Here is a 23,125-nt window from a genome sequence, read left to right on the forward strand (position 1 = left end):
AAATTTTTAAGGTACTTCCTTAATCTTGAGCACCGTCTTGGATCATATGTATATCCCGTTGTGGGAATGGAATAGTTAAACCTGCTTCTTCCACAGCTGCCTTAAGGGCTGGACGAATATCAAAATACAAATCCCAATAGTCATCGGTTTTGGCGAAAGCCCTGACTAAAAAGTCAACTGAGCTAGAGCCTAAATCAACCACAGCCACTACATTGCCTTCATCTTGCAGCACTCTTGGGTCTTGTTTTAATACCGCTTCCATGGCCGCTTTACCTTTTGCAATGTCGTCTGAGTAGGAAATACCTATGGATATCTCTACCGCTCTAACATCACTGGCAGTGTAATTAATAATATTACCGTTTGCTAATGGGCCGTTAGGCACAATAATGATACGTTTGTCGAAAGTCATAAAAGTTGTGACAAAAATGCCAATATCGGTCACTACACCTTCTAATCCTTGAGCCCCAACATAATCGCCAACTTTAAATGGGCGAAATATAAGTACCATCACTCCGCCTGCAAAGTTAGATAAACTGCCTTGAAGTGCCAAGCCAACAGCTAAACCGGCCGCACCCAAAATAGCGATAAATGAGGTCGTTTCGATGCCGATCATCGAAGCAACGCTAATCACTAACAGTACTTTTAGAATGACTTCAAAAATGTTGGTTAAAAATTTTGCTAAGGTTTCGTCCGGCAAGCCTTTAATTGAATAACGTCTAACGACATCACTAAGTTTGCCTATAATCCACAGCCCTACGACTAATACAATTAACGCGAGAATAAATTGACTGCCGTATTCTGTCGCTAAGGTGATAGCTTTGTCGTAGAAGGTTTGTAATTGTGTTTCAACTGAATCCATTTTGCTTCCTTATAGTGAAATAATAATTCCTTGCTACTATGGGTGGAATATGAAGATACAGCAAATGTTTTTTGAGGTTTAATTTTCAAAAGCGGGGCATTTTGTAGAAAAATTCCGTCTAATTATCAAGTTATTAGACGGAAAGTGAGGAACCTAAGACTTTCGTATTAGATGGCTAGTTTACTTAGGCCTTGCATCAATTGATCTTTGATTTTTTTGCCTTCGTCTGTATCTAAATATGCTTTAGCACTGGCGATGACTTGGGTAATCATTTCAGGGCTTAGGCCTAAGGCTTCAAATTGCTTTTTAAGTTCGTTCATGGCTTTTAGGGATTCATTATAATTAGCCGCTTTGTCCATCAATCCATTTAGGCCACCTTCTGAAGTGACTTCGCTAATACTAGGTACTGCATCCATCAACGAATCCAGACCAGGAAGTGATTCACTCAAACTGCTAAATTGCTCAGATGATATATTGTCTTTAGCATAATTAAAAATTGACGCTAAGCTGCCTTCTGCTTGAGATTCATCTATTCCAACAGATTCGCTTACAGAACTAATCATATCCGCTACATTTGGCATAGATGCTGATTCAGCTTCCATTCCCAACATGCTTTTAATTGAGTCTAACCAGCCTTCGGCATGACTTTGAGGTGAAAAGGCAAGGGCGGATACAACGATTAATAAATAAGATATTTTCATAAATAATTTCAACTTGGTTGGTGAGTAACAAGCTCAATAATAAACTCTTTTAAATCATCCACCAAGGATTTTGATGGGATCTCCCACTTTGATTCGGCCATCAGCAATCACTTTACAACAAACACCACCACGCCAATCGGGGGTGAGAGCTTGTGTTAACCCTTGATGCTGAGCGTCCATTCTGGGGCAGGGATCGGTCTCGCGAGTGATTAATAATAGCAATGGTCCAATTTTAATTTGTTGCCCTACCATGTTGGAGTTAAAGCTCACTCCTTTTACCAATAAGTTAGCCCGCCGAGTGGTCCATGGAAGTTCGCTACCCAATTCATTGCAAGCAAGTTGCCATTGTTCAAAACTAAGCACTGTTACCTGACGTTTGCCTGGTTTACCTCTAAAATCACCCTCCAATCCCGCAACCTTGCTTACCATCAATTCAAACTTGGTTTGCATCGGGGCTCTTGATTTCGGGCGAACGGCTATATCCAGTAACTGCATGTGAGCTCCCTTTTAGATGGCAATAGAATCAAGTTGAGCGGTTTTATTTTGGATGTATTTGAGCCTTAATCCTAAGGTGACAGCAGCGGTACTTAACCCACAAATAAATCCTACCCAAAAACCTGCGGCTGCCATTTGCGGCACTATCCAATCTGTCAGACCTAAAATACAACCAATAGTCATTCCTACCACCCAATAGGAAACAAAACTCAAATAGAACATCGCTGTCGTATCTTTGTACCCACGCAGAGCCGTGCCCGAAATGACTTGCACTGCGTCCGAAAATTGAAACATCGCGGCCAATAATAATAGACCTGAAGCCAACTCAATGACTGGCGGATCAATGCTGTATAACCTGGCAATAAATTCACGGCCTAAAACAGATAAAGTAGCGGTGCACGCTGCGATACTGATACCCAAAACAAATGCACATTTTGTGGCTATTTTGGCCTGTTGAGGATTTTGTTCCCCAAGTAAATGCCCGATACGAATGCTGGTCGCCATTCCGATACTCAGGGGGATCATAAACATTAATGCTGAAAAGTTGAGTGCAACTTGGTGTGATGCCACAACTATTGAGCCAAATGGCGCCAATAAAATTGCGACAGCTGCAAACAATGTCACCTCAAATAAGATCGTCATAGCGATAGGTAAGCCTAATTTGAGGCATTCCAGCATATCTTTAAAATGCGGGCCATATAATTGCTTATACAAATCGTACTTAGCCAACTTTTGTGATTTGAGTGTGTATAACCAAGTTGCAATAAACATCGCAACAAATACTAATGCCGTAGCTACACCACACCCAGCTCCTCCCATTTCAGGTAAGCCAAACTTTCCGTAAATAAGCACATAGTTAGCAGGAATATTGACCAATAAACCAATACCCATAATTAACATACTAGGTTTGGTAATGGATAAGCCTTCACAGTAATTTCTGAGTACTTGATATAGAGCGAAAGCTGGCATCGAATACAAAATATAATGAATGTAATCGATTGTGATACGTCTTAGGTCCTCTTCCATTTGGATGTATTGCATTAAAGGTTCAAATACAAAACCAAACAATACGGCAAGCAATGAAAAAATTAATGCCAGCCACACCATTTGCTGCGTGTAATTAGCGACTCTATCAATCTGTTTGGCGCCGTTAAAACGCGAAATGATTGCTGGCAATGCTAGTGTGATCCCTTGAATAAATACAATGATGGGTAACGTAAATCCAAAACCTATGGCTACAGCCGCCATGTCGGTTGCAGAATAGCGACCCGCCATAATGGTATCCGACACCCCCATTAAGGTTTGCGTAATTTGTGCAACCAGTAATGGCCACGCTAAATGACAAATTGTTTTTAATTCTTTTTTAAATGCCACAAATCCTGCTTCTTATTTTGTTGGTTAAATTGAAATTACACTAAGGTAATTGGCTTACACTTAGCTTAAAACGGTTGGATATTCACGCTTTGACCCAATTGAATGTCACCTGATTCGCGTTCTAAAATCATATAACAATTAGCGTTTGCGATAGAGCTCATAATCCCCGAACCTTGTTTGCCATTAGGTTTTACCCATAATTGGGCATTTTCATCGCGATAAAATATACCTCGTTGGAAATCCGCTCGCCCTGGTCGTTTACGGATCAAGCAGGCGGCTTTCGCTACAAAGTGTGGAGTGGATGTGCTGTTTTGACCGCTTAACTTTTGCAAAACTGGGGTAACCAATTGTTGAAAGGTTACAAATGATGAAACCGGATTACCGGGTAACCCGCAAAACCAAGCATTGCTGAGTTTTCCAAAAGCAAAAGGTTTACCTGGCTTAATGGCCACTTTCCAAAAATTAATAGAGCCTAACTGCGATAAAACCTCTTTGACAAAGTCAGCTTCGCCCACTGAAACGCCACCACAGGAAATCACCAAATCACAGTTTTGATCAGCTTGTTTAAATGCTGCCAGTAAACTGGTCTTGTCATCTTTAACTATACCTAAGTCGATAACGTCAACCGGAAAGTCGGCTAATAATGCAAGTAGTGCAAAGCGATTACTTTCATAAATTGCACCTTGAGATAACTTTTCTCCTGGGGCAGTCAGTTCATCTCCGGTGGCAATTAGGGCAACTCTCAACTTACGTGTAACCGTAATTTGAGCAACACCTACGGAGGCAATCAAAGCTAAATGTGCCGCTTTCAGTTGAGTGCCTTTCTCTACCACTATCTGTGATCGCTGAATATCTTCACCGGCTTGGCGAATACTATTCCCTTTTTGCACAAGCTCTTTAAATTCAATAGTGTCGCCATTAGTTGCCGTGTTTTCTTGCATCACCACCGCATCTGCACCATTAGGAATGACTGCGCCAGTCATGATCCTGACACATTGTCCAGGCAAGAGAGTGTTAGGGTAGGGTTGTCCTGCCAACGCTGTTCCAGCCATTAGTAGTGTATTGCTCTGCTTTAAATCTCGGTGATTTAATGCATAGCCATCCATTGCTGAATTATCTGCTGGTGGCACATCTACAGGTGAGATGACATCGTCCACTAATACTCTACCGAGCCCTTCTATAAGCGGCAGGTTTTGTTGATCTTTCACTTTAATGATTTGCGCCAACATTTTTTCTATAGCGTCTTTTATCCCAAGTAAAGCAGAACCATTGGGATTGGGCGTGTCACAACTTTGGATCATTGACTTTTATACTACCTTATTAAAATGGGGATAATTCACAGGCGAATAAGCAAGACGTACTATCGCAAAAATTAACGTAAACCGATACCAATAGCCGTAGAGTTTTAGCTGTTTTTATCAAATATTAAGTTGTTAACTTGAGCGCCTGTATATTTAATTAGTCACTGCCATTTACAAATCTACCTCTACCAGATTCTTTCGCTTTATATAAGGCTTTATCAGCCTTTTCTAGGATTTGTTTGGTCGTATGGTAGCGACTCGCCACTGAGCAATAAAAACCTATAGAACAACACACAAATGCCGCACCATTTCCAGCGTCGTGAGTTATTTGCAGTTGCTGCCATTTTTCGATGACTTGTTGTGCCAAGGTTTCACATTGTTGCGGGGAATTGTGTATACAGGCGACAACAAATTCTTCACCTCCGTAACGCGCAACTAAATCGAATTCTCGAGAAAAAACTTCATTTAATATTTGCGCTTGTAACTTTATGACTTTATCACCCTGCAAATGACCATAGGCATCGTTGTAGTCTTTGAAATTGTCCAAATCGAACATAAAAGTGACGATCTGAGTGTTGGTTCGTTTAGCAAAGCCCAACATGTCGTAAAATTTGGTTTCAAATGTGCCGCGATTGTAAATACCGGTAAGTTGATCAATTTCACTTAGAATAACGAGCTTACTATTAGCCACTTCGAGTTTTTTAAAGGTTTGTTCTATTCGGTTGACTCCTATTAAGACCGCCGCAAGGCCGAATAATACAAACCCCAGCTTTACACTGGTTAACTCCCCATAAACTGGGTAAATGGTTACCATTAAAGTAAAACCGATCAAACTGAAACCTACATAAATAAGTGCGTATTTAAAACTCAAACGTAAAATAAAGGTGGCAAATAACGCATATAATAAGATCCCTTCATAAGGGAACGAAAATTCAGCTATCAGCCAACTTTGTACTGTTACCCAATAGTTTGCGTAGGTAATACCAAGAACTGAAATCCACAGAACGTGATGATGTATTCGGTGGTAAAATGGAGTAAACGTTAAGGCAAGAAAAATCAGCATAATAGGTAATTGCATACCCAACCGCGAAATAAAATAAACTGGATGTAATACTTCTGGAAGGAGAGCTAAATCAGCCACCATAAAACTCATCATAAAAATGATGGCAACAACAATTAGAAGTTGTAGATGTTTAAGCTCTAAATTTGACGAATTAGTGAGATTTTTCATGTTCTTCCATCTCCCAGCGAAATAATTTTATAAAACCAAAATTTAAGCGATATTCAATTTTACCCGTGAATATCGCGCTAGTTTTATAATTTTTCGATTTTGTAACCTTTAGCCTCGAGTTTTGTTAAGACACTATCGGGTCCAGAAAGATGCAATGCGCCAACTAAAATGAATTCAACCGCTTGGTCATTCAGCATGTCGACTATTTTTGGCATCCAGTTGTTATTACGTGTGACTAATAAGTCCCGATAGATTTCTGGGTAATCTGTTTTAAATGGAGTAATGCCTACCTCAGCCATGCCTTGCATGTCCCCTGATAACCAAGTCGAATGTAACTTACCTAATAATTCAGGCATTTTTTTAATATCTTGCAGAGCGTATTCGACCATTACGTTAGGGTCTTCACCTCCTAAATTTGCCATAAAAGCAAGTTGTTCATCTGGGGTTTCCAACCAGCTCTGTTGTTTGTTTTGGCGCTTTGATTTATTGGAATAAAACAAATCCACGCCTTCGCTGGTGTAACCCATAGATTGTAATTCAATAATACTTAAGGAAATTGCCAGAAAATTAGGCTTATGGGACGCAAACGCCGATATAGGCAGGTTTCGAGAGGATAAATGTACCGCGAGTGCTTTGTAAGTCTCAGGATTTAATACCTTGTTAATGGTCGTACCGTCGCTATACATTAGTTTTTTCATCATTTTTTGAGCAAATTCTGGTGAGCGTACCTCTTGCTGGTCAGTTTCGAATATCACTTTATCTGATGAGTCAAATGCCACTTCATATTCTTTGGCTAACGGGTAATCCTTAGGCGTTAGAAAATGAATAGTGCCACCAATGTAAAGGCTATGCTGTTCGTTTGAAACTTTCCAAACGGACGCCCCGTGAATACTTAGAGTAAAAAATAGAGTGGTACTTAATGTGAGTGCTTTTAATAAAGTCATTTTGTCACTATTTCCCTTGTTAAATTTTGCCAAATTGTTGTACAGAACCATTGTGGAGAATAGCCTTGCTTTATTAATGAACGCAATAGAATTAAGTTGTTTTTTGATGCCCTAAGTTGGTGCCACTGCATTGAATAAGAGCAATTCTGGCTCATTCGCCTAAATTTGAATTTTATAACTGATTGAATTATAAGTAATTAAAAGTTGGCACTATTTCTGTATAAAGTTTCCTATAAGAATGCGAACTAAGTAAACCTAGTGTTCGTGAAATTAATTTTTCATCTCGTGTGCAAAACAGCATGCAAGGTGACATGGCAAAGAAGCCCACCTATTCCTGTATTGGAATGGTGGGTTTTTTTTGTGCTCAGAAAATGCAGAGGTGACACATGTCTAACTTAAATAGTGGTCTCAACAGGAATAACATGCGAATAGTAGTAGTAGGTAATGGCATGGTAGGCCATCATTTTGTTGACCAATTGATACAAGAAAACAGTGCTAACAATGAATCACAGTTAGACGTGGTGGTGTTGTCAGCTGAGCCTAGGTTAGCCTACGACCGAGTACATTTATCCGAATATTTTTCAGGAAAAACCGCTGAAGAGTTGGCGTTAACTACCCCAGAATATTACCAAGAACACAATATTAGATTCGCTTTAAACGCCAAAGTTGAGCATATCAACAAGGTAACCAAAACTGTTACAACCGCAGCTGGTGAAGAGTTTGAGTACGACAAATTGGTGTTGTCTACTGGATCTTACCCTTTTGTCCCCCCAATTCCAGGCAACGACCAACCTCATTGTTTGGTTTATCGCACCATAGAAGATCTTGAAAATATCAGTGCTTCAGCTGCCGAGAGTAAAGTAGGGGTTGTAGTTGGTGGCGGACTACTAGGTTTAGAAGCCGCTAACGCGTTAAAAGAAGCAGGGTTGCAAACCCATGTAGTCGAATTTGCACCGCAGCTTATGGCGGTGCAAGTTGATAACGGCGGCGGCCGCGTACTTCGCAATAAAATCGAAGAGTTAGGCGTACAAGTCCATACCCAAAAAGCGACCCAAAGCATTGAGGCAGGTGAAACTTGTCGCTACAAAATGTGTTTTGCCGATGGCGAAGTGTTAGAAACTGATATGATCTTATTCTCGGCAGGTATTCGACCACAAGATGCATTGGCGCGGGAATTTGATATCGCCATTGGTGAGCGCGGTGGAATAGTGGTCAATGACCATTGTTTAACCAGTGACGCGGATATATACGCGATTGGTGAGTGTGCGTTGTGGAATAATTTCATATTTGGCTTAGTGGCGCCTGGTTATACTATGGCCAGAGCCGCAGCTAGTCATATTATTGGTGGCGAGTTGACGTTTCAAGGTGCAGATATGAGCACCAAACTAAAACTCATGGGTGTCGAAGTAGGTTCGATTGGTGATGCGCATGCCAGAACTCAGGGTGCCTTGTGCTACACCTATGAAAACCAGCCATTGGAAATCTACAAGAAAATTGTGGTTGATGCACAGCAGAAAAAGTTACTCGGTGCAGTACTTATTGGTGACACCAGTGATTACGATACCTTATTGCAATATGCGTTGAATGATATTGAGTTACCCGCACACCCTGAAAGTTTAATTTTACCAGCAGGGGCCGATGCCGCACCTGCTTTAGGGGCTGACGCTTTGCCTGATAGCGCCACAATTTGTTCCTGTCACAACGTATCAAAAGGCGACATTATTGAGGCCTTTGATACAGGAAGCTGTAATTTAGCAGATATCAAATCCTGTACTAAAGCCAGTACCGGTTGTGGTGGCTGTACGGCGCTGCTTAAGACCGTTGTTGACAGTGAACTGACAAAACGTGGTGTGGAAGTTAAAAAGGACATCTGCGAACATTTTGCGTATTCACGACAAGAACTGTTTCACTTAGTCAAAGTGGGCGGTATCAAAACCTTTGATGAATTATTAGCTAAGCACGGCAAAGGTTTAGGTTGTGAAATATGTAAACCAGCAACGGCTTCTATCCTTGCGTCAGTATGGAATGATTTTGTACTCAAACCAGACCACGTAAGTTTGCAAGATACCAATGACACTTACCTAGGTAATATGCAAAAAGATGGCACCTATTCAGTGGTTCCCCGTATAGCCGGAGGCGAAATTACCCCTGATAAACTCCTAGTGTTAGGCCAGGTAGCCAAAGACTACAATTTATATACAAAAATTACCGGTGGGCAGCGCATCGACTTATTTGGTGCGCGTGTCGAACAGCTCCCAGATATTTGGCAGATACTTATCGAAGCCGGTTTTGAAACCGGCCATGCCTATGCCAAGTCTCTGAGAACGGTGAAGTCCTGTGTTGGCAGTACTTGGTGTCGTTATGGTGTGCAAGACTCAGTAGGTCAAGCTATCGATTTAGAGAACCGTTACAAAGGATTACGTGCGCCTCACAAAATTAAATTTGCAGTGTCGGGGTGTACCCGAGAGTGTGCAGAAGCACAAAGCAAAGACATAGGCATCATCGCCACAGAAAACGGTTGGAATTTATATGTCTGTGGTAATGGCGGCATGAAGCCGCGCCATGGTGATTTGTTTGCTACCGATTTAGATACTGAGACGCTAGTTAAATATATAGATCGTGTACTGATGTTTTACGTTAGAACCGGTGATCGTTTACAACGTACCTCGGTATGGTTGGAAAATTTAGAAGGGGGGTTAGAGTATTTGCAACAAGTGGTGATTGAAGATTCACTAGGATTATGTGCAGAGCTTGAAGCACAAATGCAACACGTGGTGGATACTTACCAGTGTGAATGGAAAACAGCCATTGAAAGCCAAGAGTCACGTAAACGTTTCCGTCAATTTGTGAATAGTGACAAGTCTGATTTGAACATCGTATTTGTTGAAGAACGCCAACAAATACGCCCAGCAACAGAATCTGAAAAACAGCAGTTCGACAAAATTCAAAATTCGCCATCCCAAGAAACTGAACTCGCCATTGAGCTTGTTTAAGGAGACATGTAATGAGCATTTCAAATAACTGGATAACAGTATGTAGCGACGCTGATTTAGTCGCAAACTCAGGTGTTTGTGCCTTGTTAAACGAGCAACAAATTGCCTTGTTTAAGGTCAGGACGGTTGATGGTGAACAGGTTTTTGCAGTCAGTAATTGGGATCCCATCGGTAAAGCCAACGTGTTATATCGCGGCTTGTTGGGTTCGGTTGAAGATATTAAGGTGATTATTTCGCCTCTTTACAAGCAACGTTATTGCTTAGCTTCTGGTCAATGTTTAGAAGATGAAGGGATTAAGTTACGGGTGTATCCGGTGCGTATCGAACAAGATCAAGTGCAGTTACAGTTGGTTGACTAATTGATGTCTTCTAGTCGCGAGTTAAGTTGCAATGAATCGTACCAAGAGTCTAACTATGCTTAAAAGTAACCTAGGTACCTGCGCCTCCTTGCTCAACACCACTTGCCCATATTGTGGAGTGGGTTGTGGAGTAGAAGTGCAAACTACCGCTGATAATAAGTTAACTGATTTAAAGGGAAGTAGTGATCACCCGGCTAATTTTGGACGTTTATGTGTTAAGGGCAATAAATTACTAGAGACCAACTCAGTATCCGGTCGTTTACTGAGTCCCATGATTGGTGGTAAAAAAGCCAGTTGGGACAATGCCATTACCAAAGTAGCCAATAAATTTAAGCAACTGATTAGCGATCATGGACCCGATTCAGTGGCGTTTTATGTTTCTGGTCAATTATTGACAGAAGACTATTATGTTGCCAATAAACTAATGAAGGGCTACATAGGTAGCGCCAATATCGATACTAACTCGAGATTGTGTATGTCGTCTGCCGTGGCTGCCTATACACGTGCATTTGGCGCCGATGCAGTACCTTGTTGTTATGAGGATCTTGAACAGGCCGAATTGCTGATATTGGTGGGCTCCAATGCTGCGTGGACACACCCTGTCTTATTTCAACGCATAGAAAGAGCCAAAAAGCTCAACCCTGAAATGCAAGTAATCATCATTGATCCGCGCACAACCGCGTCGTCAGAACTGGCAGACTTTCATCTTAAAATTAAACCTGGCACTGATGTCGCTTTGTTTAACGGTTTATTGGCGCACTTAGACAGCCACAAAGCGCTAAACGCTGCCTATATTTCCTCTCATACTCAAGGCTTTGAGCAGGTCATCGAACATTGTCAGTCTTGGACGCTGACTAGGGTAGCCAAGCAATGTGACATTAGCGAATTAGAGTTGTTGAATTTTTTCCGATTATTTGCACAAACCGACAAGGTAGTGACGGCTTATAGTATGGGGGTCAACCAATCAAGCTCGGGTACAGATAAAGCCAATAGTATTATCAACACCCACCTAGCCACCGGAAAAATAGGGCGAGAAGGCTGTGGTCCCTTCTCACTAACGGGTCAGCCAAATGCTATGGGGGGCAGAGAAGTAGGCGGTTTGGCGAATATGTTGGCTTGTCATATGAATATCGAAAACCCTGAACATAGACAAACCGTGCAAACTTATTGGCAGTCACCCACTATTGCCGACAAACCAGGCTTTAAAGCGGTCGACTTGTTTGACAATATTAATACCGGAAAAGTGAAAGCGGTATGGGTGATGGCGACTAACCCAATGGTGAGTATGCCCAACCGCCAAAAAATTGCTGATGCACTTAACAAATGTGAGCTAGTTGTCGTATCTGACTGTGTCGCTAAAAACGATACTCTCGACTTTGCCCATATTGCATTACCTGCAACCGGATGGTCAGAGAAAGACGGCACAGTCACTAACTCTGAACGTCGAATTTCTCGTCAACGAGGTTTGTTACCTGCCACTGGGGAAGCAAAGCACGATTGGAAAATTATTTGTGACGTTGCCAAAGCAATGGGGTTTGCATCTGGTTTTAACTTTGAGTCATCCAGTGAGATATTTGCCGAGTATGCAGGGCTAACACAATTTGAAAATAACGGCAGCCGTGACTTAGATTTATCTGCTCTGTCTGAGTTAACAGACAGCCAATACAACCGCTTAAAGCCGGTACAGTGGCCAGTAAATAAGGCAGCGCCATACGGTACCAAAAGATTGTTTACAGACGGAAAGTTCTATACTCAAAGTGGTAAGGCACAGTTTGTGGTCACCGAGTTTAACGCCCCACAACAACTCACTAACAGTGATTTTCCTTTTGTCTTGAATACCGGGCGGATCCGTGACCAATGGCATACTATGACACGCACTGGGAAGTCTTCAGAGTTAACCTCTCACGTGAGTCGGCCCTATTTAGCCATACACCCAGAAGATGCTAAAAATCTGGGGCTAAGAGTCGATGACTTAGTGACCCTCAACGCGGCTCATACCCTTAAAAAGGATAAGCTGGCGTCGCCGGTTTGTTTAGCCGTATCCATAGATAATAGTCAACGCCAAGGTGAAGTGTTTGCTCCAATCCATTGGAGCGCGAGCAATGCTTCTAGTGCCAATGTTACCCACCTATTTACCGATGCAAACGACAAAATTTCGGGGCAGCCAGAGCTGAAACACGCTGCGGTAAGCCTACAAAAGGTGAAGTTTGAATATTCTGGTCAGTTATTTATTCAGCAAGATCTTAATGTCGAATTATTAAAGAAACACTTTGATTATTTTGTCACCAGCCCATTAGAAAATGGTCATTTAGTGTATTTTGCAACTGACCAACAACCAGCTGGTATTAAGCAAAGCTTGCAACTTGAGTTGCCACTGTATGACGAATGGATTACCGCATCTAGCAGCGATTTAAATAGTACCTGTGCACTGCGCCAAGGAAAAATGTCGTTAATCATGTTTGTATCAACTGAGCACATTAACCTTGACCTTGGTTGGATAAATAGCTTACTCACCATTGAAAATATTACACCCGAACAGCTACATGGTTTACTTAATCAGCAGCCAGACGAACAATTCACACAAGGAAAACTGGTGTGTAGTTGTTTTAAAGTCGGTGAAAATACCATTGTTGATGCCATCAATGACGGCTGTGATTCAGTCGACGGCCTTGGGCGTAAACTGCAATGTGGCACCAATTGTGGCTCTTGTAAAACTGAATTAAGCCAACTTTTGAAACAACATAAACCTGAGAAATTGCATGTAGAGTCACAACATATTATCGCCTTGGAGGCTGTATCATGATAATCGAAAAATCACCTTTGCCTTGGGGATTATGGCGAATTCAACAGTTTTTATCGAACCTTCACCTGACTCCAAATAAGCAGCGTGCTAATTGGATTAACCACGAATCGATTACTAAGAAGTTTGAGCGCCGTCGTACTCGAGGTGAAAATGGTGAGGTGTATTTGATTGGTGCTGGACCAGGTGATGCAGAGTTACTCACCTTAAAAGCCTATCGCTTAATTCAGCAAACTGACGTGGTGATGTTCGATTGGTTAGTTAATCCCGATATTATCAATATGATCCCAAGACATGTAGAACGAATTTTTGTTGGTAAAAAGTGCGGACAACACAGTATGCAACAAGCGGATATTTGTCAGTTGATGGTAGAGGTGGCGCAAACTGGTAAAAATATCGTACGTTTAAAAGGCGGTGATCCGGCTATATTTGCAAGAGCTGCTGAAGAGTGTGAGATTTTAGCGCAACACCAAATCGACTTTGCCATAGTGCCTGGCATCACTGCTGCGTCTGGTGCATCAGCCTATGCAGGTATCCCACTCACACACCGAGAGTGTGCACAATCAGTGCGATTTATTACAGCACATTTAAAGTCAGCAAGCGACGAACCCAATTGGCGGGCATTGGTGGCAGGGGCTAGCGCTTGCTATGGTGAAACCTTAGTGTTTTATATGGGGCTTAAACGTATCGGCACTATCATGCAACGCCTAGAAAAACATGGGCTGCCATCTAACACAGCCGTTGCGGTGATTGACCAAGCTACCACCACGCAACAGCAAGTCTGTGTTGGTACATTAGACAATATTGCGCAACGAGTGAGCAGTGAAAATTTTCAAGGGCCAGCCGTAACAATAGTGGGAGAAGTGGTAAATAAGCGCTATCAGGTTAATTTATCGCTACTGTCAAATTCCGTAAAGCCGTTATACGCCAACGCCTAACTCTTGATTGATTTTTGTTATTTAACTGATGTTGTGTGATTGATGTCATGTCGCCGCAAAGCTCAAGGTAGCATGGCCAACGTAATAAATAAGAATGTTAATCCATGTCAGACACCCCTCTAGATTTTAAACACTTTATTCGTATTATCGGCCGTGGCCAAAGGGCAGGGCGTACTTTAACCATGCCTGAAGCGAAACAGGCAATGAGTATGATCATTAATGGTCAAACTACAGCTGAGCAAAAAGGTGCCTTTTTGATGTTACTTCGTGTTAGAGAAGAAACTGCAGAAGAGTTAGCGGGTTTTAGTGAGGCGTTTCGTGAGTTGACTGCTAGTCCGTTTTCGCAACTTAGTGTTGATTTAGATATGGGGTGTTATGCGGGTAAACGTAGGCATCTACCTTGGTTTTTATTGTCAGTTTTATTGCTTGCTAAAAGTGGTAAACGAATATTTTTACATGGTACCCATGAGCCGGATTCAAAACGTTTGTATTTAAAACAAGTGTTACCACAGTTGGGCTATGACATTGCTAAAAATCCACAACAAGCAAAAAAGGCGCTTGATAGCTGCGGATTTGCCTATATGGATTTACAACAGATTAACCCACATCTCGATGCCATTATCCAATTACGAGAACAGTTTGGGCTGCGCTCTTGCGCCAATACCTTAGCCAGAATGTTAAACCCAACAAGTGCATCTCACAGTCTGCAAGGCATTTTTCATCGTCTGGTTGATGAAAAACATCGCAAAACCGCCGCTTTGTTAAATGATCAAAATGTACTGTGTTTTAGAGGCGAAGGCGGTGAAGTTGAATTTAACCCATTGAGGGATGTCACCTTACATATCAGTCGTAATGCACAACAAGTATGTCAAGACGTGCGCGCCACCTACGATACTTTTGTCAGTAAACCCCAAGCCTTAGATCCCAAACAACTGATCGCAGTTTGGACGGGGCAGTCACACAATCATTACGCTGACCACGCGGTTGTAGGTACTCTGAGCGTAATGTTGGTACTAGTCAATAATCTTGAATGGAGCGAAGCCTATCAACAAGCAGAACTAATGTGGCAACAGCGAGATAAAACATGGCCGGCAACTTTGCCTGAAGAAAACTTAGGGCCAGAACTTTTTGAAACTAACGGCAAACATTATGCACATTGATATAGGCGGTTTTATGAGTAGTGTGGCGTCTGCTAGTGAGTCAGAATTCAAATTGTAGCAAGGGTCTCTGTTTAGATTCAGTCGTCATTTGTAATAATTCGTTTACGCGCGAGTACTGCACCCTAACCACTATTGCAACATCACTCTCAGAGAAAGCGCAGTACTCACACCTAGAATACATAAATAATGGTTACACAGGCGCTAACATAAAGTTAGCACCTCTAATTTAAGGCTAGCGGATATTCGCTTTTAACCCTTTTACGGCTTTGGCTGTGTCTCCAGCGCGTAGTGCATTGAGTATGGTTTCATGTTCATTTACACACTCCACGCCAGACGTAATTCTTTTGTAATTTAAGCGCATACGCATTACAAATGGATACCAAATATTTACGAGATCATCACCGCCGGCTTTGTGAACTAAATAGTTATGAAATGAGATGTCGATTTTTGTGACTTCAGTAAAATCTTCTCTTTCAAAAGCACTTTGCAGATCGAATAAGATTTTTTCTAAGGCGGCAAAGTCTTTTTCAGTCAACTTTTCTTTTAACTGTTCAATTGCAAACACTTCTATATTGCGTCTAAGGCTTATCATGAGTTTTTGCAGACTCGGATCTAACACGCTATTGACTGAAGCCCCCACGTTGTTTTTAGAGACCAATAAACCTTCCTTAGTCAACTGTAATATAACGTCTCTGATAGGTCCTCGCGATAAACCAAATCTTTCAGCAAGTTCTTTCTCATTCAATTTTGTATTGGGTGCTAAATCGCCAGAAATTATATCTGAGCGCATTTGTTCTGCAATTTGATCTTTTACTGACAGAATTTTGGGTGCTCTACTACCGCTCATAAATTTTCCTTTGTTGTCATCAATTTACGAATCATAAGTGAAGCAGACAGGGAAATACAATGGTTTTAGATAATTTTTGATTTATATTTTATTGTTTACAAAAAACATAACAAAGCCAATAGAATTAAGACCTATAGTAATTTTAAAGCAAATTTACTTAGAATTTTAATGAGTTGTATGAATATTGTTAACAATCATCAAGGCGGGAATACCTCACAATTAGCGTTGCTTAAAATGTAGCGTCTATAAAAATAACAAGACTGTCTATTCAATTTACGCGCTATTAAATCTCATTGTCACTATCCCGTTTTATTCACTAGCCACTATCGTGTGTAAGTGAACATTTTGTTTTTCGCTAGAATACCTCAAATTTCTGGCCATTATTTATCTTTACAACTAACAATGTATTGGTGTAAATTGTTAACAATTAAATCAAAACTGTTAAGTATTAGTTGGATTTCTAGAGAATGAATATAAATAGAATAGCGGCAATAGATGTTGAGTATTACAAAGTGCCTTTAGCAGAAGTATTGTCTGATGCTAAGCACGGCGACCATACCCACTTTGAATTAATGCTGTGTCGTGTGACTTGCGCTGATGGTATGCAGGGTGTTGGATACACCTATACAGGCGGTAAAGGTGGCCGTGCGATATGTTCATTACTTCATGATGAAATGCGGCCTTTGTTGATAGGTAAAGATGCCTCTGATATTGATGGTATTTGGAACAAGTTGCAGTGGGAATATCACTATGTAGGTAGAGGAGGACTTCTGAGTTTTGCTATTTCTGCAGTCGACATTGCTTTATGGGATATCAAATGCAAACGCGCAGAACTTCCTCTATGGAAGGTTGCGGGTGGAGCAAGCAATAAGACTAAGTGTTATGCCGGTGGAATTGATCTTAATTTTACTGAAAGCAAATTGTTAAGCAATATTCAAGGTTATGTAGACAGCGGCTTTGAAGCGGTGAAAATTAAAGTTGGCAAAGAGGATTACCAAGAAGATGTGCATCGTGTTGAAGCGGTGCGGGCGCTATTAGGCCCTGACCGAGTATTTATGGTTGATGCTAATTATTCGATGTCGGTAGAGGAGTCGATTCGTTTTGGTAAAGCTATTGAACATTGCAATATCACCTGGTTTGAAGAGCCCACTATTCCTGACGATTATTTAGGGTTTGGGCGTATCGCTGATGCCATTGATATTCCCTTAGCTATGGGTGAAAACTTACATACCATTCATGAATTTGAGTATGCCTTTGCGCAATCCAAGTTAGGTTTTGTTCAGCCAGATGCGTCAAATATAGGTGGTATAACCGGTTTTTTACACATTGCAAAATTAGCTAAACAGCATAATTTACCATTATGCAGTCACGGCATGCATGAACTGCATGTGTCACTGTTGGCCTCGCAACCCCATGCAGGTTATTTAGAAGTACATTCGTTCCCAATAGATCAATACACGTTACATCCCATTGTACTCAACAACGGATTCGCTGTAGCACCCGACACGCCGGGGACTGGGGTTATTTTTGATGACAAGTTATTGGCCCCTCATTTAATTAAACATTTTTAAGGTGAAACATATGCAAGCTGCACAATATATTGGAAACAAATCGTTTAAGGTTGTCGAAGGTCAAGCTATCACCCCTCAAGCTGGCGAGGTTCGCTTGAACGTTGGTTATGTAGGAATCTGTGGTACTGACATGCATATATACCACGGTGTAATGGATCAGCGAGTATCTATTCCGCAAACCATAGGACACGAAATTTCAGGTGTAGTCGCAGAAATCGGCGAAGGGGTGCAAGGTTTTTCAATAGGAGAAAAAGTTGTGGTGCGCCCTCTTGATTGGTGTGGTGAATGCCCAACTTGTGAAGCGGGTCATACCCATATCTGTCAAAACCTTAAATTTATGGGTATTGATACTCCCGGTGCATTTCAATCGAGCTGGACGGTAAAAGCTCGCACCTTACATAAATTGCCGGCAGGCGTTGGTTTACAGCAAGGTGCGTTAATCGAACCTTTGTCAGTGGCTTGCCATGATGTGCGACGTTCGCGTTTGCAAGCAGGCGAAAAAGTAGTGGTACTTGGCGGTGGCCCTATCGGACAGCTTGTGGCCGCTGTCGCTAAAAGTGTAGGGGCAGAGGTGCTAGTGTCTGAACCCAATGAAAGCCGCCGCGCGTTTGCAGATGACTTAGGTGTTAAATCAGTGAATCCTATTGATACAGATTTAGCCGCTTATGTAGAAGAGTGGACCGGCACCAAAGGCGCTGATGTAGTATTTGAAGTGTCGGGTGTTAAACCTGCTATTGATTCCATGACTCAAATAGCCGGTCGTCGAGGTCGTATTGTGATGGTGGCAATTCATAGTACAAAACCCGAAATCGACTTATTCCAATTCTTTTGGAAAGAGTTAGAGTTATTAGGCGCGCGTGTTTATGAAGCCGCTGATTTTGATTGGGCAATTCAACTGATTGCATCTGGGCAAATTGACCTTAAACCCTTTATCAGTTCTGTTAGCCCTTTGACTGATATCGGTAGCGCATTCGCTAATATGGATGGCAATCCACAAGGTATGAAAGCGTTGGTTGAATGTAACGCAGAATAGTTTGATACCAAAGACAAGGTTTGAGTAATGAATAATATGTTTGAAAAATTTAGTTTAGCCGGAAAAGTTGCCTTAGTTACAGGTTGTAAACGTGGTATTGGCAAAGGGATCGCTTTAGGTTTAGCAGAAGCAGGAGCTGACATCATTGGTGTTTCAGCTAGCCTAGAACTTGAAGGGTCTGAGGTTGAGAAAGAAGTGACTGCATTGGGCCGAAACTTTAAAGGTTATCAGTGTGATTTCTCAAATCGCGACGCGTTATATGCCTTTATTAAAGAAGTAAAAGCGGACTTTCCCAATATCGATATTTTGGTGAATAATGCAGGCACCATCTTACGCGCGCCAGCGGCTGAACATGGCGATGATTTATGGGATAAGGTTATTGATGTTAATTTAAATTCACAATTTATCCTCAGCCGCGAAATAGGCAAAGATATGGTGACACGTGGTGCCGGTAAAATAATCTTCACCGCTTCACTGTTAACTTTCCAAGGTGGTATCACAGTGCCCGGTTATGCTGCTAGTAAAGGTGCGATTGGGCAGTTAGTGATGGCATTATCGAATGAATGGGCGGGTAAAGGGGTGAATGTTAATGCTATTGCGCCTGGCTATATCGATACCGACAATACTGAAGCGTTACGTAATGACCCAGAACGTTCGGCTGCTATTTTAGGCCGAATTCCGCAAGGCCGGTGGGGAAACCCCGAAGACTTTAAAGGTCCTGCCGTATTTTTGGCTTCTGAAGCTGCAAGCTATGTAAATGGTGCAATTTTGCTGGTCGATGGCGGCTGGATGGGGAGATAAACGCAATGACGGCACAAAATTTAAAGTTTCAAAATAATGTTAATTTCGTTGGCGGCAAATATCTTAGCTCTCATTCCACTAACATGATTGAAATTCTGAGCCCTTCTACTGGTAAGGTGATAGGTGAAATCCCAGAAGGTTGTGCAGAAGATGCGCAACACGCCCTTGATGTGGCGCAGGCAGCACAAAAGCCATGGGCCAAATTAACCGCGCGAACCCGCCAAAATATTTTACGAAAATTTGCCAATAAAATTCGCGAAAACAAAGCTGTTCTCGCACCTATGATTGTCGCTGAGCAAGGTAAATTGTTGTCTGTTGCCGAGATGGAAGTGGATGTGACTGCCACCTTCATTGATTACGCTTGCGACAATGCATTAACTATCGAAGGCGATATTCTTCCTTCAGATAACGAAGATGAAAAAATTTATATCCATAAAGTGCCTCGGGGTGTAGTGGTTGGTATAACCGCTTGGAATTTTCCATTGGCGTTAGCCGGTCGTAAAATTGGCCCTGCGTTAATCACCGGGAATACAATGGTACTAAAGCCAACTCAAGAAACCCCGCTGGCCACCACTGAATTGGGACGTTTAGCCAATGAAGCAGGTATTCCGGCTGGTGTGTTAAATGTGATTAACGGTACCGGTTCGGTAGTCGGCCAAGCATTGTGTGAAAGCCCGATTACTAAAATGATCACTATGACTGGCTCTACCGTTGCCGGTAAACAAATTTATAAAACTAGTGCAGAGTATATGACGCCGGTGATGCTTGAATTAGGTGGTAAGGCGCCCATGATAGTGATGGATGATGCCGACCTAGAGCAGGCCCTTGAAGGCGCGTTATGGGGACGTTTTGCTAATTGTGGTCAAGTCTGTACTTGTGTAGAACGTTTATATGTTCACGACGCTATCTATGAAGAATTTATGGCTAAATTCTTGCCTATGGTTGCAGGCTTAAAAGTGGGTGATCCAATGGATCCTACAACACAAATGGGGCCTAAGTGTAACCAGCGTGAAATTGCTAATATTGACCACATAGTGCAACAAAGTATCAAACAAGGTGCCACGGTAGCGACTGGCGGTAGCGTAGCTAAGGTCAGCGGTTTTGAAGGCGGTTGTTGGTATCAACCCACTGTATTAGTCGATGTGAATCAAGACAATATTGTGGTGCATGAAGAAACATTTGGTCCTATTTTACCTATCATCAGAGTCAGCAGTATGCAGCAAGCCATCGAATATTGTAATGACAGTATCTACGGTTTAAGCGCCTATGTATTCACCCAAAATTTCTTTAACATCAATCAAGCCATCAGTGATTTAGAAGTGGGTGAGGTCTACATCAATCGCGGCATGGGAGAGCAACACCAAGGCTTCCACAACGGTTGGAAACAAAGTGGCTTTGGGGGCGAAGACGGCAAATTTGGCCTCGAGCAATACCTAGAGAAGAAAACGGTTTATTTAAAAGAAGTGTAAATCATCTGAGTTGAGTTGATAAATTGATAAAACGGCCAAGGTGAAATCCTTGGCCTTTTTTTTATGGGTACAGTTGGGTTCAGTTTTTTCACTTATGCGCTTTGCGCCCGGAACATGAGCTTTGCTCATAAGACATAGTTGCACGACAGAATATCTTCGTCGCTCATTAGATTATCCACTTCGTCCATAAAGTACCGACCTTGCCGACTAAGATCTAAATGTACCCACTATTTATGAGTAGAAAGTATGAATAGAAAGTATGAAGAGCCAGCAGCGACTCCCGACTTGTGAAGAAACAACACGCTATCCCCAACCTATGAAGAGACAGTAGGCGATCCCAAACTTATGAAGAGACAGCAGGTTATCCCAAATTTATGAAAAATCAGCCCGCTATGCCCAACGTCATTCCAGCAGTCTTTTAGCTGGAATCCATTTTAACGTTTACATTGGTGTTAATGTTTTTTCAAAATGCTTAATAGTTGAAATAAAAGGGCTGCAGTCAATTTCAACTCAACGCTCTCTGCAAGCAAATCTTCTCTATCGACCCAGCAGTACTTTAGTCGTTCACTGCTTTCCTCTACCTTTTTCTGAGCTCAAACCTAAGACTTACAGTGAGTATTTAAATACTCACCATGGCTCGGCAGTTGCTGCACTTTAGTGGCAATGTCCTCTTCTATTTGCTGCAAAAACTCTCGCAATTCAGATTCTGACAGTTCGTCGGCTAAACCATGATATTGCTCTGGGATTAAACCTTGGCCAATCATCACTTGTAACCAAGAATCAACGAATATTTCTTTATCACGATGTACATAACGCCCGGTCTTTTCAAACAATTCCATTCTAGATTTAAGAGTTTCGGGGATCTGCATATTTTTACAAAACTGCCAAAAAGGCGAATCATCTCGCTCGGTTTGACAATAATGCAGCACGATAAAATCTTTGATTTCGTTATAATCTGTCATCATGTAGCGGTTATATTCTTCGACTTCCAGATCATTGATTCCGTAACTTGGGAAGTACTTAATCAACTGCATCATCCCTTGCTGAATAATATGAATAGCTGTGGACTCCAAAGGTTCAATAAACCCACCTGCCAGCCCAATGGCCACGCAGTTTTTGTTCCATTGTTTTTCTCGACAGCCTGTTTTAAAACTCAGTTTTCGCGGCTCGGTTAGCATTTCGCCTTCTATGCTAGATACCAATAAGGCTCGCGCTTCGTCGTCACTCATATATTGCTGGGAATAAACAATGCCGTTACCCATTCTATGTTGCAGCGGAATACGCCACTGCCAACCTGCATGGTTAGCAATGGAGCGTGTATAAGGGGCTGGAGGGGATGAGAGTTTGGTTTGTACTGCTATCGCGCTGTCCATGGGTAACCAATGGGACCAGTCAACAAAGGGAGTCTTTAAGGTCTCGTTGATTAATACACCTTTAAAGCCCGAACAATCAATAAATAAATCACCCTCGACAACTGTGCCATTAGCCAGTTCGAGTGACAAAATATCGCCGTTTTCGACATCAGTGTTAACTTGTTTTACTAACCCTTCAATGCGTGTCACCGCATTTTTTTCAGCTTCTTGTTTAAGCATATTGGCATACAAACTGGCATCTAAGTGATACGCAAAATTGGGGCCATTTTGTTGATGCGCAAATTTGTTACTAAGCGCAGCCATGGCTTCAAAATTATAGTGACTAAAGGATTTACTGATACCTAAATCAAGTCCTCGTCTCCAATATTCATGAAAGCCCGCCGCCCACATTCCTAAGCCTGTTGTGCCAAAACCATGAAAATAACTCGCATCTTTTTTGTGCCAATTTTCAAATCGAATACCCAGTTTAAAACTACCAGAGGTCTTTTTGACAAAGTGGGTGGAATTGATCCCCAACATATCGTTAAAAAAGTGCAGGCTAGGGATAGTCGCTTCACCCACTCCAATACTGCCAATCAGTTCTGATTCGACCAATTTAATATTGATGTTTTTAAGGGATTTAGACAGCAAAGCTGCGCTCATCCAGCCTGCGGTACCCCCTCCCAAAATAACCACATTATTCACTTTTTGATTCATATTGGACTCTTTAAATCAGGCTCAGTATTTGCTGCTAAGAATGGATATCGGTTGGCTGAGCTATATCAACGAATATTCGCATTTGGTTTACTGTTAACAATAACTGATGAGGTACCGAAAGAGAACCATAACGGCGATAAAAAGAAGGGCACAGTAGGGTAAACTAGCTCGGCATTTATG

Annotated in this window: 18 protein-coding genes; 9 read left to right on the top strand and 9 right to left on the bottom strand. The window is 41.9% G+C overall.

Features of this window, described 5'->3' with window-relative positions; genetic code table 11:
* Nucleotides 1-19: 19 nt before the first annotated feature.
* The 7 genes from KO534_RS18680 to KO534_RS18710 form a co-directional block, all read right to left on the bottom strand.
* On the bottom strand, nt 20-859 hold the full coding sequence (locus KO534_RS18680) for a mechanosensitive ion channel family protein (protein ID WP_215932029.1): 840 nt from the start codon (nt 857-859) through the stop codon (nt 20-22).
* Nucleotides 860-1,026: 167 nt separating this feature from the next.
* Entirely contained in the window at nt 1,027-1,560 is a 534-nt protein-coding gene (locus tag KO534_RS18685; protein ID WP_215932031.1) for a DUF2780 domain-containing protein, read from the bottom strand.
* Between the two features lie 54 nt (nt 1,561-1,614).
* Complete coding sequence (locus KO534_RS18690; protein ID WP_215932033.1) at nt 1,615-2,055, bottom strand: MOSC domain-containing protein; 441 nt, start codon at nt 2,053-2,055, stop codon at nt 1,615-1,617.
* A gap of 12 nt (nt 2,056-2,067) precedes the next feature.
* Complete coding sequence (locus KO534_RS18695; RefSeq protein ID WP_215932036.1) at nt 2,068-3,429, bottom strand: MATE family efflux transporter; 1,362 nt, start codon at nt 3,427-3,429, stop codon at nt 2,068-2,070.
* A gap of 65 nt (nt 3,430-3,494) precedes the next feature.
* Nucleotides 3,495-4,730: a molybdopterin molybdotransferase MoeA gene (gene moeA, locus KO534_RS18700; protein ID WP_215932038.1), complete on the bottom strand. Its 1,236-nt coding sequence runs from the start codon at nt 4,728-4,730 to the stop codon at nt 3,495-3,497.
* A gap of 157 nt (nt 4,731-4,887) precedes the next feature.
* On the bottom strand, nt 4,888-5,961 hold the full coding sequence (locus KO534_RS18705; protein ID WP_252732271.1) for a GGDEF domain-containing protein: 1,074 nt from the start codon (nt 5,959-5,961) through the stop codon (nt 4,888-4,890).
* 83 nt (nt 5,962-6,044) lie between these two features.
* Nucleotides 6,045-6,905, bottom strand: coding sequence for a TraB/GumN family protein (locus KO534_RS18710; RefSeq protein WP_215932040.1), 861 nt, complete (start codon nt 6,903-6,905; stop codon nt 6,045-6,047).
* A gap of 422 nt (nt 6,906-7,327) precedes the next feature.
* On the opposite strand from KO534_RS18710, the gene nirB reads away from it, so the two are divergent.
* The 5 genes from nirB (at nt 7,328) to KO534_RS18735 (ending at nt 15,155) form a co-directional block, all read left to right on the top strand.
* Complete coding sequence (gene nirB / locus KO534_RS18715) at nt 7,328-9,898, top strand: nitrite reductase large subunit NirB (RefSeq protein WP_436836594.1); 2,571 nt, start codon at nt 7,328-7,330, stop codon at nt 9,896-9,898.
* A gap of 11 nt (nt 9,899-9,909) precedes the next feature.
* Nucleotides 9,910-10,257 carry a nitrite reductase small subunit NirD gene (gene nirD, locus KO534_RS18720; protein WP_215932044.1) on the top strand — a complete coding sequence of 116 codons (348 nt, stop codon included), beginning with the start codon at nt 9,910-9,912 and terminating at the stop codon, nt 10,255-10,257.
* 55 nt (nt 10,258-10,312) lie between these two features.
* Nucleotides 10,313-13,060 (top strand): nitrate reductase, encoded by a 2,748-nt coding sequence (locus KO534_RS18725; protein ID WP_215932046.1) that lies wholly within the window; start codon nt 10,313-10,315, stop codon nt 13,058-13,060.
* Nucleotides 13,057-13,995 carry a uroporphyrinogen-III C-methyltransferase gene (gene cobA / locus KO534_RS18730; protein WP_215932048.1) on the top strand — a complete coding sequence of 313 codons (939 nt, stop codon included), beginning with the start codon at nt 13,057-13,059 and terminating at the stop codon, nt 13,993-13,995. The genes KO534_RS18725 and cobA overlap by 4 nt, the downstream gene beginning before the upstream one ends.
* A 104-nt stretch (nt 13,996-14,099) precedes the next feature.
* On the top strand, nt 14,100-15,155 hold the full coding sequence (locus tag KO534_RS18735) for a glycosyl transferase family protein (protein WP_215932050.1): 1,056 nt from the start codon (nt 14,100-14,102) through the stop codon (nt 15,153-15,155).
* Nucleotides 15,156-15,387: 232 nt separating this feature from the next.
* Here the strand turns inward: KO534_RS18735 and KO534_RS18740 are convergent, their stop codons facing one another.
* Nucleotides 15,388-16,002 carry a GntR family transcriptional regulator gene (locus KO534_RS18740; RefSeq protein ID WP_215932053.1) on the bottom strand — a complete coding sequence of 205 codons (615 nt, stop codon included), beginning with the start codon at nt 16,000-16,002 and terminating at the stop codon, nt 15,388-15,390.
* 467 nt (nt 16,003-16,469) lie between these two features.
* On the opposite strand from KO534_RS18740, the gene KO534_RS18745 reads away from it, so the two are divergent.
* From KO534_RS18745 to aldA, 4 genes are read left to right on the top strand one after another with little or no spacing between them, the layout of a single operon-like run.
* Nucleotides 16,470-17,573: a mandelate racemase/muconate lactonizing enzyme family protein gene (locus tag KO534_RS18745; RefSeq protein ID WP_215932055.1), complete on the top strand. Its 1,104-nt coding sequence runs from the start codon at nt 16,470-16,472 to the stop codon at nt 17,571-17,573.
* A 10-nt stretch (nt 17,574-17,583) separates the two neighbouring features.
* Nucleotides 17,584-18,606, top strand: a complete 1,023-nt coding sequence (locus KO534_RS18750; protein WP_215932057.1) for a zinc-dependent alcohol dehydrogenase — start codon at nt 17,584-17,586, stop codon at nt 18,604-18,606.
* A 36-nt stretch (nt 18,607-18,642) separates the two neighbouring features.
* Nucleotides 18,643-19,407 (top strand): 2,5-didehydro-3-deoxy-L-galactonate 5-reductase, encoded by a 765-nt coding sequence (locus tag KO534_RS18755; RefSeq protein WP_215932095.1) that lies wholly within the window; start codon nt 18,643-18,645, stop codon nt 19,405-19,407.
* A gap of 5 nt (nt 19,408-19,412) precedes the next feature.
* Nucleotides 19,413-20,876 (top strand): aldehyde dehydrogenase, encoded by a 1,464-nt coding sequence (aldA, locus tag KO534_RS18760; RefSeq protein WP_215932059.1) that lies wholly within the window; start codon nt 19,413-19,415, stop codon nt 20,874-20,876.
* A gap of 599 nt (nt 20,877-21,475) precedes the next feature.
* Here aldA and KO534_RS18765 read toward each other — a convergent pair.
* Nucleotides 21,476-22,945, bottom strand: a complete 1,470-nt coding sequence (locus tag KO534_RS18765) for a tryptophan halogenase family protein (protein WP_215932061.1) — start codon at nt 22,943-22,945, stop codon at nt 21,476-21,478.
* Nucleotides 22,946-23,125: the final 180 nt, after the last annotated feature.

The organism is Paraglaciecola arctica (assembly GCF_018861065.1).
Classification (GTDB): Bacteria; Pseudomonadota; Gammaproteobacteria; order Enterobacterales; family Alteromonadaceae; genus Paraglaciecola; species Paraglaciecola arctica_B.

Coding starts and splice junctions, on each gene's coding strand:
- KO534_RS18680 (WP_215932029.1), bottom strand. CDS start 859: ATGGATTCAGTTGAAACACAATTACAAACCTTCTACGACAAAGCTATC.
- KO534_RS18685 (WP_215932031.1), bottom strand. CDS start 1,560: ATGAAAATATCTTATTTATTAATCGTTGTATCCGCCCTTGCCTTTTCA.
- KO534_RS18690 (WP_215932033.1), bottom strand. CDS start 2,055: ATGCAGTTACTGGATATAGCCGTTCGCCCGAAATCAAGAGCCCCGATG.
- moeA (WP_215932038.1), bottom strand. CDS start 4,730: ATGATCCAAAGTTGTGACACGCCCAATCCCAATGGTTCTGCTTTACTT.
- KO534_RS18705 (WP_252732271.1), bottom strand. CDS start 5,961: ATGAAAAATCTCACTAATTCGTCAAATTTAGAGCTTAAACATCTACAA.
- KO534_RS18710 (WP_215932040.1), bottom strand. CDS start 6,905: ATGACTTTATTAAAAGCACTCACATTAAGTACCACTCTATTTTTTACT.
- nirB (WP_436836594.1), top strand. CDS start 7,328: ATGCGAATAGTAGTAGTAGGTAATGGCATGGTAGGCCATCATTTTGTT.
- nirD (WP_215932044.1), top strand. CDS start 9,910: ATGAGCATTTCAAATAACTGGATAACAGTATGTAGCGACGCTGATTTA.
- KO534_RS18725 (WP_215932046.1), top strand. CDS start 10,313: ATGCTTAAAAGTAACCTAGGTACCTGCGCCTCCTTGCTCAACACCACT.
- cobA (WP_215932048.1), top strand. CDS start 13,057: ATGATAATCGAAAAATCACCTTTGCCTTGGGGATTATGGCGAATTCAA.
- KO534_RS18735 (WP_215932050.1), top strand. CDS start 14,100: ATGTCAGACACCCCTCTAGATTTTAAACACTTTATTCGTATTATCGGC.
- KO534_RS18740 (WP_215932053.1), bottom strand. CDS start 16,002: ATGAGCGGTAGTAGAGCACCCAAAATTCTGTCAGTAAAAGATCAAATT.
- KO534_RS18745 (WP_215932055.1), top strand. CDS start 16,470: ATGAATATAAATAGAATAGCGGCAATAGATGTTGAGTATTACAAAGTG.
- KO534_RS18750 (WP_215932057.1), top strand. CDS start 17,584: ATGCAAGCTGCACAATATATTGGAAACAAATCGTTTAAGGTTGTCGAA.
- KO534_RS18755 (WP_215932095.1), top strand. CDS start 18,643: ATGTTTGAAAAATTTAGTTTAGCCGGAAAAGTTGCCTTAGTTACAGGT.
- aldA (WP_215932059.1), top strand. CDS start 19,413: ATGACGGCACAAAATTTAAAGTTTCAAAATAATGTTAATTTCGTTGGC.
- KO534_RS18765 (WP_215932061.1), bottom strand. CDS start 22,945: ATGAATCAAAAAGTGAATAATGTGGTTATTTTGGGAGGGGGTACCGCA.